General features: G+C 46.6%; 14 protein-coding genes. 8 read left to right on the top strand and 6 right to left on the bottom strand.

Going from position 1 to position 13,670, the window contains the following annotated elements; genetic code table 11:
- The first annotated feature begins 249 nt into the window (after positions 1–249).
- Positions 250–630, top strand: coding sequence for an alpha/beta hydrolase (locus MKY24_RS21440; RefSeq protein WP_339200821.1), 381 nt, complete (start codon positions 250–252; stop codon positions 628–630).
- 45 nt (positions 631–675) lie between these two features.
- On the opposite strand, the gene MKY24_RS21435 is transcribed toward MKY24_RS21440, so the two are convergent.
- The 3 genes from MKY24_RS21435 to MKY24_RS21425 form a co-directional block, all read right to left on the bottom strand.
- On the bottom strand, positions 676–1,416 hold the full coding sequence (locus MKY24_RS21435) for a GTP pyrophosphokinase family protein (RefSeq protein ID WP_023990134.1): 741 nt from the start codon (positions 1,414–1,416) through the stop codon (positions 676–678).
- A 155-nt stretch (positions 1,417–1,571) separates the two neighbouring features.
- Positions 1,572–2,381, bottom strand: a complete 810-nt coding sequence (locus MKY24_RS21430) for a histidinol-phosphatase (protein ID WP_028541459.1) — start codon at positions 2,379–2,381, stop codon at positions 1,572–1,574.
- Positions 2,382–2,440: 59 nt separating this feature from the next.
- The gene (locus MKY24_RS21425; RefSeq protein WP_023990132.1) at positions 2,441–3,343 is read right to left on the bottom strand and encodes a LysR family transcriptional regulator; all 903 of its coding nucleotides are present in this window, start codon (positions 3,341–3,343) and stop codon (positions 2,441–2,443) included.
- 429 nt (positions 3,344–3,772) lie between these two features.
- Between MKY24_RS21425 and MKY24_RS21420 the strand changes: the two genes are divergently transcribed.
- The 5 genes from MKY24_RS21420 to MKY24_RS21400 all read left to right on the top strand — a co-directional run bounded on the left by MKY24_RS21420 (position 3,773) and on the right by MKY24_RS21400 (position 8,555).
- Entirely contained in the window at positions 3,773–4,231 is a 459-nt protein-coding gene (locus tag MKY24_RS21420) for a chemotaxis protein CheX (protein ID WP_023990131.1), read from the top strand.
- Between the two features lie 39 nt (positions 4,232–4,270).
- Positions 4,271–5,050 (top strand): SDR family oxidoreductase, encoded by a 780-nt coding sequence (locus MKY24_RS21415; RefSeq protein WP_028541460.1) that lies wholly within the window; start codon positions 4,271–4,273, stop codon positions 5,048–5,050.
- 122 nt (positions 5,051–5,172) lie between these two features.
- A complete protein-coding gene (locus MKY24_RS21410) occupies positions 5,173–6,564 on the top strand; it encodes a DEAD/DEAH box helicase (protein WP_028541461.1) in 1,392 nt (463 codons plus the stop codon).
- 18 nt (positions 6,565–6,582) lie between these two features.
- Positions 6,583–7,329 (top strand): ABC transporter ATP-binding protein, encoded by a 747-nt coding sequence (locus MKY24_RS21405; protein WP_013311782.1) that lies wholly within the window; start codon positions 6,583–6,585, stop codon positions 7,327–7,329.
- Between the two features lie 2 nt (positions 7,330–7,331).
- Complete coding sequence (locus MKY24_RS21400) at positions 7,332–8,555, top strand: ABC transporter permease (protein ID WP_028541462.1); 1,224 nt, start codon at positions 7,332–7,334, stop codon at positions 8,553–8,555.
- 117 nt (positions 8,556–8,672) lie between these two features.
- Here MKY24_RS21400 and MKY24_RS21395 read toward each other — a convergent pair whose 3' ends face one another.
- The gene (locus MKY24_RS21395) at positions 8,673–8,789 is read right to left on the bottom strand and encodes a hypothetical protein (protein ID WP_023990126.1); all 117 of its coding nucleotides are present in this window, start codon (positions 8,787–8,789) and stop codon (positions 8,673–8,675) included.
- A 206-nt stretch (positions 8,790–8,995) separates the two neighbouring features.
- On the opposite strand from MKY24_RS21395, the gene MKY24_RS21390 reads away from it, so the two are divergent.
- Positions 8,996–10,273 carry a HAMP domain-containing sensor histidine kinase gene (locus MKY24_RS21390; RefSeq protein ID WP_028541463.1) on the top strand — a complete coding sequence of 426 codons (1,278 nt, stop codon included), beginning with the start codon at positions 8,996–8,998 and terminating at the stop codon, positions 10,271–10,273.
- Positions 10,274–10,374: 101 nt separating this feature from the next.
- Here MKY24_RS21390 and MKY24_RS21385 read toward each other — a convergent pair whose 3' ends face one another.
- The gene (locus MKY24_RS21385; RefSeq protein WP_068941813.1) at positions 10,375–11,673 is read right to left on the bottom strand and encodes an aminotransferase class I/II-fold pyridoxal phosphate-dependent enzyme; all 1,299 of its coding nucleotides are present in this window, start codon (positions 11,671–11,673) and stop codon (positions 10,375–10,377) included.
- 179 nt (positions 11,674–11,852) lie between these two features.
- On the opposite strand from MKY24_RS21385, the gene MKY24_RS21380 reads away from it, so the two are divergent.
- Positions 11,853–12,638 (top strand): AraC family transcriptional regulator, encoded by a 786-nt coding sequence (locus MKY24_RS21380; RefSeq protein WP_023990123.1) that lies wholly within the window; start codon positions 11,853–11,855, stop codon positions 12,636–12,638.
- A gap of 185 nt (positions 12,639–12,823) precedes the next feature.
- Here MKY24_RS21380 and asd read toward each other — a convergent pair whose 3' ends face one another.
- A complete protein-coding gene (asd, locus tag MKY24_RS21375; protein ID WP_028541464.1) occupies positions 12,824–13,621 on the bottom strand; it encodes an archaetidylserine decarboxylase in 798 nt (265 codons plus the stop codon).
- Positions 13,622–13,670: the final 49 nt, after the last annotated feature.

Raw genomic sequence — 13,670 nt, 5'->3', positions numbered from 1 at the left:
ATCAGGATTTTGCAAAATTCGATTCCAGTCGCTTATTGTTTTTTTTGCAAAATCCTCAGATATTAAGGTAGACGAAATAATGACTGTAAAGGATACAGAGCGAATGAAAAGAGCTTAACATACTTTGATGAAGTGCTCTTAGTGCCGAACCATTTTGCAATCTATCATATACTTAGTTTATTTACATAGTTCATCTAACAATTAAGTAAAAAGAGGAGGATCATAGGCTGTAGTGGAGTCGCATGTCCTGTGGGGGCAGATGAATTTGAACCGGAGTGGCTCATCAAAAACGAACGTTATGAAATGATCCATCAAATGATGGAACGGCATGAGGAGGCACATCAGGGGAATTGGCAAGAGTTTATGCGACAGAGCGCACAGGATTGGCGCCAATATCCGCAATTGACACGTAACGAGCTAAGCAGCATTACGTGCCCTGCATTATTTATCGCGGGTGAACATGATGATTTTGCCACCGAAGAGCAGCTTCTGGAATTATGCTCATGGGTCCAAGACTCACGTTATCTAATTGCTCTGGGTTGTAGTCATCGACCGCACATGCTTAGAGAGAAGCCGATCTTAATCAATGATTCTATTCTTTCATTTTTGAACAAGCATGCAATCCGTTGATCATAAGATCAAATCATTCGCATAGCGGTGGAGCACCGCCTAATCTTACTCTCCTAGAAGCTTCAAGAAATTGGCTGGCACCGTAATTTGCTGATTATTAATCATAATCTTCCGAAGCTCCTCTATGGAGTCCTCTTCACCTCTAGCGTCTTTAATTTCCTTGATCTCACGATGTAGACGCTCCATTTGGAGATCTAGCGCATTAGCGGAATCTGCTGCGTTCTTTAATTCACGTGTCAGACTTTCGGGCACAGACTGGTTGTACTTATAAAAGATTTTATGCTCCAGGCTGGCCCAGAAATCCATCGCAATGGTTCGAATTTGCACCTCTACGCAGACTAGCTCTTCACAATCCGACATGAATACAGGAACTTGAACCAGCAAATGCAGGCTCTGGTAACCGTTCGGCTTGGGGTTCTTGATGTAATCCTTAATTTCCAGCACCTTCAAGTCACTCTGTCTCTGAAGCATGTTACTGACATCATAAATGTCAGAAATAAAAGAGCAAGTAATACGTAAGCCGGCGATATCCTTAATATGATTTTTGACAGCATCCAGGGATAACTCGCTATTTTTACGAAGCATTTTGTTCATGATGCTCTCAGGAGATTTAAGGCGTGATTTGGTATGCTCAATAGGGCTGTAATCGTGCAATGCTTGAAATTCCTGCTTTAATATTTCAATCTTGGTTTCCATTTCGTCGAGCGCAAATTTATAGATTAGCATAAACCGCGTGATGTCATGCTTTAGCTTTTTGATCTTGTCCATAGGATCTTCCAAGTGCATATGTAATTCTCCTCACACATAGATGTCATAATCTTGCTAAGCATTCGCCTTTGCAATGGGATTATCACCTTATAAATTACAATCCCCAACAATCCCATTGCAGCAGCGTTCGTAAGATCAAATGATTTGCGGAGCGGCAATTCCCACCTTAAATTTTAAAGCGCCACAGGAATTTTACGTTTTTCTTTAAAATAGACCCATTCCCGGAAGCCGATATCCTTCAGCATTGCCTTTACTTCTTCCCAATCATCGCCTACCCGCGAAGGCTTATGGGCATCCGAACCAAAAGTGACCTCCACACCAAAATGGTGCGCTCTTTCTAAAATAGAAGCAGACGGGTACCATCCGCCACTCAGCTTGGTTTTACCCGAAGTGTTAATTTCAATCGCCACATTGGATTCCGCAATTACCCGCAAGGTTTCATCAATGGCTGTATCGGCAGGAATGTCTGAAAAGGCAGGGAAGTTCCCCTTCATTGCGTCAATATGACCTAAAATCTGAAACATGCCGCTTCGCGCAGATTCCTGAATGAGCGCATAGTAGGCTTGTTTGACCTCGATTTTACGAGCGTCGCTTAATTTGTTCCAACGGTTACGGTTAAAAATGCTGTCCCCTTCGACATTGTGAATCGACCCAATGAGGTAATCAAATGGATAAGGAGCCAGAGTGGAACGATATAATTCTGCGAAATCAGGAAAATAATCCGTTTCCAATCCGAGCAGCACGTCAATACGGCCTTCGTATTCCTTTTTGAGCTGTTGTACCTCTTCTACGTATTCAGCAAGCTGTGACTTAGCCATATAAATTTTAGGAAAAGCCTGATCCTGTTCGCTACATAGAAAGGGGGAATGATCCGAAATGCCAATAGCTTGTAAGCCAGATTGAATACCTGCTTCAATATAATCCCGAATGTTGCCGTCTGCATGACCGCAGCGGAAATGATGGGTGTGCAGATCAAATTTCATAGCCTGTCTTCCTTTCGTAACCAAGTTTATATTGCGTATGTTGTTCATAGCGAATTACGTTATTCAGAACTGGTAAAATTCGTCTCCGGCATCCCCTTCAGATCACTTAAAAATTGCTGCATGGCTGAGTTTAGATATCGGCCGGATTTATAAATCACTCCTACCGGATGACTAACTTCCAGCTCGGGAATATGGATCATTTTTAATGTGCCTGCACGCAGTTCCGAAGTGACCGACAGTCTGGAAATAATGGCAGCACCGAGATTAATTTCGACCATCCGTTTGACTTCCTCACTGCTGGACAACTCGATCACGACATGAGGTACGATTTGGTGCTTTTTAAATACATCGTCCACGAATTTTCGTCCCACCGTATCGGGAGAGAGCAGAATAAGCGGAATTTCCCGAAGGGCTTCAATGGTAGCATGTGGTTGTGAGGCCAGCGGATGAGTAGGAGACACGACTAGCTCGAAGGAATCGTAATACAGAACCGAAGTGCTTAAATTGGGATTACGTTCGATCAGATAGCCGATGCCAACATCAATAAGTCCGTTCTCCACCTGCTGATAAATCATTGAGGAAGCCATGGATTGAATGGAGGTTTTGATGAGAGGGAACTGATCCTGAAAGTAGGAAAGCACGCGCGGTAAAATTTGAATAGCGATGGATGTTGTGGTACCCAGCGCAATGTGACCCTGCGGTGTTTCGTTTAGATCGTACAATTTTTGTCTTAATTCCTCAACAACCTCCAATATGCGCTCGGCGTGTTCCAAAAAAACAGCTCCCCGGTCGGTCAGGGTGACGGGCTGGTTGCGGTCAATCAGAATGGTTTTGAACTCATCCTCTAGACTTTTAATTTGGGCGGACACCGCCGGCTGCGTCAAATTGAGAAGTTCTCCGGCTTTGCGGAAGCTCATTGTTTTGGAAATCATGATAAGTGTTTCAAGTTGACTGATGTTCATGAAGTTCCTCCTCTCTTTTCTTAATCTTGTCGCAGCTGTATAGAATGAATATTTTTAGCCAATCCATAGGTTCATATGTAAAACCGTCGTTATGCTTTATTTCATTAAATTATAGGTTATTCGAGCAGGAAGGGCAATGAATCGAAGCAGAGCACCTTAAAGTGTGGTATATTGGGAAATAAAGACTAAAGTCCTGATATCCTTCAAAAATAATCAGTCTAAAATCGGTAAGAAGCAAAGATATAGGACATTATTCACATTTTTTGTGGTTTAGCTATAAAAAATTACCGGGCAGCTGTCGATAAGTGATAGAGAGAGCATTTTGTTGAGGATCGATGCGTTTTACAGTAATATTTAATTAAAAAATTCTAATTTAAATGGGACTTTTGTTGTATGTCTAAAAGCCCATCGTAAAGGGGCGCTTTGATCGTGAAGGCAGAAGTGATAAATCCTTTTTTGGAGTCGGCGCGACGGGTCATTGAACAATTGATCCAAGTATCTCCTTCACCCGGAAATCTTGGTGTGAAAAATGTCGAGCTGGTGGACGACCACATCTGGATTATGATCGGGATGACCGGACAGCTTAGCGGAAATATTGTGTTCGGCCTGAATGAACAGGTGGCGCTACGTATGGTATCAGCGATGATGGGCGGATTTGTGTTGACTGAAATTGATGAGATGGGAAAAAGCGCAATTTCAGAATTGGGCAATATGATTAGTGGTAATGCCAGTACGATTTTGTCCAATCAGGGAATTGTCGTGGATATTACGCCTCCGCAGGTCATGAAATCAGAAAACTTGACCACTTTTGTGCCTCAGCGTGCCCTTTATATTCCGCTCACGGTGGAAGGAATCGGCGAGCTGGATATTCAGGTGATGATCTCTTAATATTAAAGGAGCAAGTTTCCTTAATGTGGAGGGATGACCGTGAGTATACTACAGGACAAGATAGTTGTGATTACAGGTGCATCTAGTGGAATTGGAGCCCTTTGCGCTCAGTTGTTAAGCGAAAAGGGCGCGATTCCTATTTTAACAGCACGCTCGCAGGAGCGACTGAAGCAAGTATCTGCGGGAATCAGCGGTAGGCATGAGCTTATCCAACTGGACGTCACCCGCCAGGAGCAGGTAGAGGCTGTTGCTGCACGAGTATTGGAACAGTACGGACGGGTCGATATATTGCTTAACAATGCGGGCTACGGAAAGTTTGAGTATTTTAATGAAACCGACCTGACGGAGTTTGAACAAATGATGGACGTGAACTACATGGGTGTTGTTCGCTGCATCAAGGCGTTTCTGCCGCAAATGACAGAGCGGGGCCATGGACAGATTGTCAATGTAGCATCAATGGCTGGGAAAATCGGGACAGCCAAATCGTCTTCTTACACGGCGACGAAGCATGCATTGCTGGGTTTCAGCAATGCGCTCAGGCAAGAGCTGCGCGGGAGTGGAGTGACTGTAACGACGATTAACCCGGGGCCGATCGACACACCGTTTTTTGAGCTGGCAGATCCTTCAGGAGGATATGTTCGAAATGTAAGCTGGTTTATGCTACAACCTGATAAGGTAGCACGGCATATCGTAAGAGCGATGGAGCTTGGCAAAGAGGAGGTTAATCTGCCACGGTGGGTATCTCCTTTTCTCAAGCTGTATCAGTTAGCTCCCAGACTAACCGATAGGCTGGGTCATGGCGTGATGAATAAGAAATAAAAGATGTCCCGTAAGCCATTAGCTATGGTGAGGGACATCTTTTATTTTTGTGATTTGGTAACAGGGCTATTTTCGCATATAATGGAGAGTAACGAATTTACGTATAGGGGTTGGACCTTTTCATGACATTGAATTTTGAATCGCTCGGCGTTGAACAAGATCTGTTGGACAAACTGACTGAGCATGAAATTACACAGCCTTCGCCAGTTCAGGCAGAGGCTATACCGGAAATAATGAAGGGAAAGCATGTTTTGGCGCGTTCACAAACTGGCACAGGCAAGACACTGGCTTATTTGTTGCCGCTGTTGCAAGCGATTGATCCACAGAAAAAGGCTACGCAAAAGCTGATACTAGCTCCAAGCCAGGAACTGGCCATGCAAATTGTACGTGAGGGTCAGCGCTACGGAGAGCATCGCGGAATCCGTGTACTCGGTCTGATTGGTGGGGCGGCTATCAAACGTCAAATCGAAAAGCTCAAGGATCATCCACAGCTTGTCGTGGGCACACCAGGACGTGTACGGGAACTCATCGCTTCGAAAAAGTTGAAAATGCACAATATTACAGCCATTGTTATTGATGAGGTGGATCAGATGTTCCAGCTCGGCGGAGCAGGCGATGTAACAAACATATTGGGCACCGCCCAACGTGATCGTCAATTGGTATTCCTGTCCGCAACGCTGAACGATGAGATTCAGTCGCTGGCGAAACGAGAGATGCGTGAATATGTAGAAATTGGGATTGATCCCGACCAGAAGACGGCCAGTGGACTGGAACACTATTACTTTGTATCTGAAGAACGGGATAAAGTGGATATGCTGCGCCGTCTGGTGCGTCATTTTAATCCAAGAAAAGCGCTGGTGTTCGTGAATACAACCAATGCCATCGGGGAGATTGAAGCCAAGCTCAAGCATATGGGGCTGACTACGGCATCCTTGTATGGAGATGCGGATAAAGTCACGCGTAGCAACGTGTTGGCCCGATTCCGCGAGGACAAGCTCAAAGTGCTGGTCGCTTCGGATGTGGCAGCCCGTGGTCTGGATATTGAGGGCCTTGAAATGGTCATTCATTTTGACCCGGCTACGGATAGTCAAGCTTATGTTCACCGTGCAGGACGGACAGGACGGATGGGACGCAAAGGATTGGTGGCGTCGGTTGTTACCGACCGTGAAACGTTCATCATGCGTAAGTTCTCCCGTGAACTGGGCATTGACATCGCAGAGCGTGCGTTGCATGGAGGTCGAGTAGTTGTGCCGCGTCCGGCGGATGCTAAGCGTGCATCTGTAAGACCATCCGAGGCCAGATCCATATCTGACGGAGCACAGACGGAAAACCGTAAGGCACCTGTTCGTACCGAAAACGGACGTCCTGGCAGGAATTCCGCGAACGGTTCAGCTCCAGGCAAGAGCAAAGGAGCAGCCTTGTCCAAAGCAGGAAAAGCACAGCGTGAGCGTGATCGCAAAAACAAGGGTGCACCAAGATGGCTGAAGGAAAAAGGATCAAAACCGAACGAGTAAGGGAGAAGAGGGGGAGCCATGGAACAACAGCCTGTGTTGCAAATTAACGGACTGACCGGCGGATATAGCGCCAAGCGCCCGGTGCTGCATCAGATTTCGCTGGATGTGAAACCGGGCGAAATGGTAGGATTGATCGGTCTGAACGGGGCCGGGAAAAGTACGACCATGAAGCATATTTTGGGCCTGATGACACCGCAGGCCGGAGAAATTCGTGTGCAGGGTCATAAGCAGGATGAAAATCCCGAGGAGTATCAGGGAGCCATTGCTTTTGTACCTGAATCTCCAGAGCTGTATCCTGAAATGACGGTGATGGAGCATATGGAATTCACGGCCAGAGCGTACGGAGTTAGCGAAGCAGATTTCCGCACACGCAGTGATCAAATGCTGGACTTGTTCCGTATGCGGGATAAAAGTGGAAGTATGTCGATGCATCTGTCTAAAGGGATGCGCCAGAAAGTGATGATTATGTGCGCATTTTTAGCGGGACCGCCGTTGTATGTCATAGATGAGCCTTTTTTGGGTTTGGACCCGCTTGGTATTCGTTCCCTGCTTGACTTTATGTTAGAGATGAAGCGTTCGGGTTCGTCCATTCTGCTCAGTTCTCATATTTTGTCCACGATTGAAAATTATTGCGATCGTTTCATTGTACTTCATCAGGGTGCCATCATTGCACAGGGTACGCTGGACGAAGTGACAGCACAGGCGGGTAAGCCGGGCATGCCGCTGGAAGATGCATTTTATGAGCTGGTACAGGGCAGGGAATGAGCATGGATTTGCAACGTTTGCATAAAGAAAGACGTGTAGCGTTCTGGGGACAGGTGCTGCCCTATCTGGGCTATGTCATTCAGAGCGGTCTGGCGGTGGTCTTCGGCTTTGCACTGATTGCCTTTGCCGCATGGTACACGTCGCTGCTGATGCATACTCCACCGGATTTGCCCATCCGCTGGATCATGCTTATTGTGGCTATTCCGATTGCTCATGCGAGCTTTCGTACGTATTTAAACGCGGCGGATATTGTTTTCCTCCGTCCACAGGAGCACGCGATGCACGATTATTTTAAGGCCAGCCGGATTCGGGGTGTGGTGTATAAAATATTCGGTTTGCTATTGCTGTCTATTATCGTGTGGCCGCTGTATATTCGCAGTGATACCGCGCCTAAGCCGCTGCTACTGACCCTGCTACTGTTCGTGCTGTTAAAGCTGCTATTCAGCTACGGCGGCTGGCAAGAGCTTCGCATGGTATCGATTGGCGGGAGTGTAGGCTATCGTCTGCTTCGGTGGGTGTTGGCTGTGCTGATGGTAGCCGCATGGCTATGGCAGCCTCCACTACACAGCGTGCCATTTATCATATTGGTCGGTGTGGTGTACGTGCTTGTTCTGCGCTTTCCGGTCAAGCTGCTAGTGGCTTGGGAAAAGCTGATTCGTACAGAGGGTATGCAGGCTGCTCGGGTGATGCGCACTTTGGGCTGGTTTGTCGATGTGCCCGCCCTTACGCAGAGAGTGACGCCACGTCGTTGGCTGTCCTGGTTGGGAGGTAACATACCTTGGAACAGAAGGGGAGCGTATCGTTACCTGCTGTTTAAGACGTTCCTGCGTACAGAGCCAGCAGGTATTGTCATTCGGCTTGGAATTCTGGGGTTGTTAATTATATATATCACCCATGCTAGCTGGATTGGGATTGCAGTATATTTATTTTTCATATTCCTCATTGGTGTACAGGTCACTTCACTAAGGCAGTATCACAAGGATTCGTTATGGCTTCAGTTATATCCGATTCCTGCGCATAGTCGTCGTGCGTCTTTTCTCGACTTTGTTGTTCGGTTGACGTTGCCGGCTGCTGTGGTTCTGTGGCTTCCTTTTCTGGCAAAAGGAAAGGAAGATCTACTGTCTACACTGCTCACGCTGCTTGGGGGAGTTGCAGTAGTGTTCCTGTTACGAGGCGCTCAAGCCAAAAAATGGCGTTTGGACGGTCAGGATGAAGAAGAAGTGTAATGTGTATCTATGTGAATAAAGTAAAGGCTAATTCGCAAGCAGCAAGAGCTGTCTGCGAATTAGCCTTTTTTTGTATGCTCACTGCTATCGTAGCTGTGGGTGCAGATAATCGTCTGCTTATATGAAGATCGTTTTGCTGATGATAACTAATAAAATGAACAGTACCAGAATTGTTCCTGTGCTTGTAAATGCGCCGTAACCACCGTAACCGCCTCTTGTTTCTTCTGCTCCCATGCTCATTCTCCTCTCGGTCATTGTGATAAAGGATACATCGTATCTTATGAAGTGGATTTTCAGATTGCGTGGGCCAATGCTCAGGTGTGTTGCCGAATCGCCTTATATTTTTCATCAGATGTAGGGGAGGATAGAGGAAAAGGCACGTATTATCGAGAATAGAAGAAGTACGTAGTCATTATCACTTGGAAAGTGGGAAAGACGAGATGCTGGTAGATAAGCTGCTCGTGAACATATTTCTTGTGTTTGTACCGTTATTAGTATATAGCGCTTTGTCAGATCATCGGCATAGGAAACATACCCCGTTGCTTATGGGAGGGGTGTTGGGTGTGTCTTCTGTGCTTTGCCTTATGTTTTCGTACATTTGGTATGGATTATATTGGGATCTCCGATATGTTCCTTTGATCCTCTCTGTTTTATATTTTGGTCCTAAGGCAGGGCTTCTGAATATAACGCTGATAGTGATGGCTCGTATGTATATAGATCCTGAGTCTATGGTGGTGAGCTTTCCCAGCATGATGTTGTGTTATTTGGGCCCTCTCTTGGTAAGAAAAAAGTTTATGCAGCTCAATAGTATGTTGCTTCGGGTGGGCATGAATATGCTAATGAGTATATGGACCAATATTGCCATGCTTATATTTTTGTTAATACATTCCTGGGCCAATGGCAGGCTGGATAAGGATGAGGTCGAGCTGATCCGGGCAATACTCTGGTTCGGTGTGATTCAATTCCTAAGCATTGGAGCCTCCTCTTTCTGGATGGAGTTTAGTTTGGAACGGGAAGAAATGAGAAGAAAGATTAAATATGCTGAGCATCTGAATACGTTAGGTGAACTGGCTGCCTCTATGGCTCATGAAGTAAGGAATCCGTTGACCGTGGTTAAAGGGTTCCTGCAAATGGTTCAGTCAGGGCTAGAAGGGAAAAATCGCAGATATATTGCTTTGGCACTAGCAGAGGTCGATCGGGCTGAAAGAATTATTAGCGACTATCTGAACTTATCCAGACCGCAGATTGGGAACACAGAGCTGATGGATCTGTCTGGCATGGTTCAACAGATTGTTTTGCTTTTGAAACCGATGGCGACCAAGCAAGGAGTAAGACTGTATACTGAGCTAAGGAATGAAATATACGTACATATGGATCGTAATCAGCTGTTACAGGCGTTAATACATGTGACGAAAAATGCGATCGAAGCTGCGGATGATGGGGGCAGGGTATACATAAAGCTGGCGATTCAGGAAGAGAAGGCATGTCTGCATATTAGGGATACCGGAAAAGGCATGAGTCAGGAGCATCTGGAGCGAGTGGGGACTTTGTTTTTTTCAACCAAAGAGGTAGGAACGGGACTGGGAACGGTCGTCTCCTTTCGAATCATTGAAGCTATGAACGGAAGTATACACTATGAGAGTGAGCCCGGAGTCGGAACCGAGGTAGTCATCCTGCTGCCACTCGCACAGAAATCTTTGCTCGCTGCTGAAGGATAGTTTGTTGCGAAGTGTGACTTACAATGGTTCAGCCCATTAAAAAGCGGTATGCCGCAACATCCGGCATACCGCTAATGATGCTATATTTAATCTGTTACATATTAGGCGTTCAACAAATCTTGTGCGCCACGGTAAACAATGTCATACAGGTCTTCCAGATACTCTTCCTCGATACATGAGAATGCGATTCGGAGATCATATTCACCCAGCGCAATCGTCCCTACCCCATATTGTTCCAGCAAATGTGTGCGCAGTCGTTCAGCGGACAAGCCGTTCAGCTTGAGGCACATAAAATAACCCGAATTGAAAGGATAGTAGCTCCATACATCTCCGTATTTTCCACTATCGAGCAACGCTTTGACTTTATTAGCCCGCCCCTTCATAATCTGGAACTTTTCTTTCTTCTGTTGTTCAAAGTCCGTTGACTTGAGGGCATCCAGGACGAAGGTTTGAGATGGGTGAGGACCGCTCGAAATCGTTGCCCGAATAATCCCTAATGTTTTTTGTTCCAGTGCGCTCAGTACATCCTGATGTTCCGAAGCAAAGGTAATAAATCCGACACGGAAGCCCCAAACGAATTCTTCCTTGGTAGCTCCGTCAATTTTGACTGGTAGAATTCTCGGATGAAGTCCAGCTAACTGACCGAATAGTGATTCATGCAGGGAGTCCTCGAAGAACAGACCAAAATAAGCGTCATCCGTCACAACTACGACATTGATGCCCGCTTCCGCGGCTTCCTGGATGGCAGCAACAATTGCTTTACCCTCTTCCACTCCCGGTGTGTAGCCTGTTGGGTTATTCGGGAAGTTCAGCACAACGATCGCTTTGCCGTATTCTTTCTGTGCCAGTAGCGCGTCGCGTAATCCTTCACTATTAAAACGTTGATCCTCTGTGAACAACGGGAAATTCACCAAACGTCCATGACGGCGAATACCGAAAGTCAGCTCATAGTTTTCCCAGTTTTTGTCTGGATAAATGACAGCGTCCCCTTCATCCGTGAACAGGTCGGCAACGATGCTCAAACCGTGGGTCAGCGCGTTCGTAACTACGGGAAGGCCGTAATTTTTCCCAGCCAATGAAGGGTTTTCCTTCAGCATTTTGTCACGCCATACACTACGAAGTTCAGGTTTGCCCGCAGGGGGAGCGTAAGGGTATAAATCCTTGGGATTGTAAGCGGACAACTTCTCCTGAATGACCTCCAAATGCATAGGACCATTGCCTTCAGTAGCAATGCCAATCGTGGCGTTGTACTTTTTAGCAAGCTTCCCTGCTTCTGCGGATTGACTCAAAATCCCTTCTTTTGGGAAATAAATTTCTTTCCCTAAAAGAGAAAGCATTTGATATACATGCTCGTTGCCTGTCTGAATGTTTTGGTTTAACTGCGCTGCCAGTGGATTCATTCCCGTTTCATCCTTCCAAGTCATTTTGATTACATATTATAGCATTACACACGGTAAGCGTCACGCAAAAGCATCTGGAACATAAAAGCGCATTTTTTTGCTTAATGACGGCGCTGAGCTTATATTATAAATTAACGGGATAAAGGACAACCAAAGATGAACAAGAGGAGGTGCAGATTTTGCTGGATACATCTGCGTCATCGTTTATCCTGTTGTCGGCTTTCGCCAAAATTGTGTGCGAGCCGGGCTGGAAGTGGCAGGTACGCGAGAAGCCGATGCCAAACTATGATTTATTTTATGTATGGAGCGGAGAAGGAACAGTGATCTTAAACGGGACGTCGTATCCGGTAAGCAAGGGGAGTTGCTTCCTGTTCAAGCCGGGGGATGATACCCGTGCCACACATAACCCGCAAAAGCCGCTCATACTTACCTATATTCATTTTGATCTTATCGAACAGCCAAAGCTTATCCCTGCAAGCTACCGTATGCTGGAGGAAACGTTCGAGGTAGAGCATATGCTTGCCAGATACGTTCGACTACGTCTGGAGCGTGCTTACGGAGCTGACGAGGAAGGCAAGCTAATCCTGAAACAACTGATGATTCATCTGCTGCGTGCGGACCGCAAGGAGCCTCAGGAGCAACAGGCCAGTAACCAGCTCACCGAGGTCATTCGGGAAACGGCCAACTATGTGCGTCAGCATCCGGGACTTCCTCATCGCGTCGAGGATTTGGCTGCACGGGCGGGGCTGTCACCGCGTTATTTTTCGATTAAATTCAAGGAGCTGCTGGGTGTGTCCGCGCAATCTCATATTATCAGCATGCGGATTGAGCGTGCACAGCATCTATTACTACATGCCGGAATGAATGTGACCGAGGTGGCAGAGGCTCTGGGGTATCGTGACATCTTTTTTTTCAGCCGCCAATTCAAGCAGTATACGGGGAAAAGTCCGTCTGAGATCCGGTAATGCTATGGACAGTGGACAAGCTGTTTCGGATTTAGGCGTAATGGGATTAACGAATAACGAATATAAAGGATAAATTCCAAAAAGGACCCGAGCAGTTACGCCGGGTCCTTTTTTTATGAGCAATTTAGCATCATCCGATCCCGATGCTCATATGTGTAGCTATAATACGGTTACGGTAAATTCACTTATGCTTTGGGATCATGTCGAAAGCAACCCAGACGTTGTCCCATTTTCACCGCATCCCCCGGCTTCAATGCGGGGTCTGGATCAAACGTGCCGTTTTCAGTTAGCAAAACGACAGTTGATCCAAATTCGAAATAGGCGAGATCGTCTCCTTTTGTCCATGAGACGGCTTTATCATCCGTATATTTGATGCTACTCACATTCATTGCGCCAACCTTGACGACCGCCACCTCACCATATTCATGGGCAATGTACGTAATCTGTCGTTCATTGCGGCTAAGAACTGCTCGCATATGTTGCAAGCCGAAGTCATTCACTGGGTATACCTTGCCGCGCAGATGTTCTTTTTCTACCAGCGTACCGGATACTGGTGCATGAATGCGATGATAATCCGTCGGGCTGAGATAGAGTACAAAAGCATAGCCGTGTGTGTATTTTTCAAGACGCGGAGAGCGGTTAAGAAGCTCTTCCAGCGTATAGTCCTGCCCTTTGACATCCAAAAGAGTGCCGGACGTAATTGGGCCAGTGAAAGTAATCCGTGCATCCACCGGACTGGTCATCACCTCGGCGTTCGTATCAATCGGGCGCATGCCCGCTTTTAATTTGCGTGTAAAATAGGCGTTTAGGGAACGGTATTCCTTCCATTCCTGTTCCGCCTCATGCGTCTGGATCTGGTACGTACGTATAAAGGTGGGGATAAAAAGTCGGCTTGCACCGCTTTGCGCGAAGGAGCCTACAATCCGGCACACCCACTTGCGCGATGATAGCTCCGTCATGAGCCGCAGCCACTGTTTTGCCATTACAGATCCCCCTTGTTCATTTCCGAGCCGTCTTGGCCGGAACCTGTCC

The sequence above is a fragment of the Paenibacillus sp. FSL P2-0322 genome (assembly GCF_037975315.1).
GTDB lineage: Bacteria > Bacillota > Bacilli > Paenibacillales > Paenibacillaceae > Paenibacillus > Paenibacillus polymyxa_B.
This window is presented reverse-complemented; position numbering and strand designations above follow the sequence as displayed.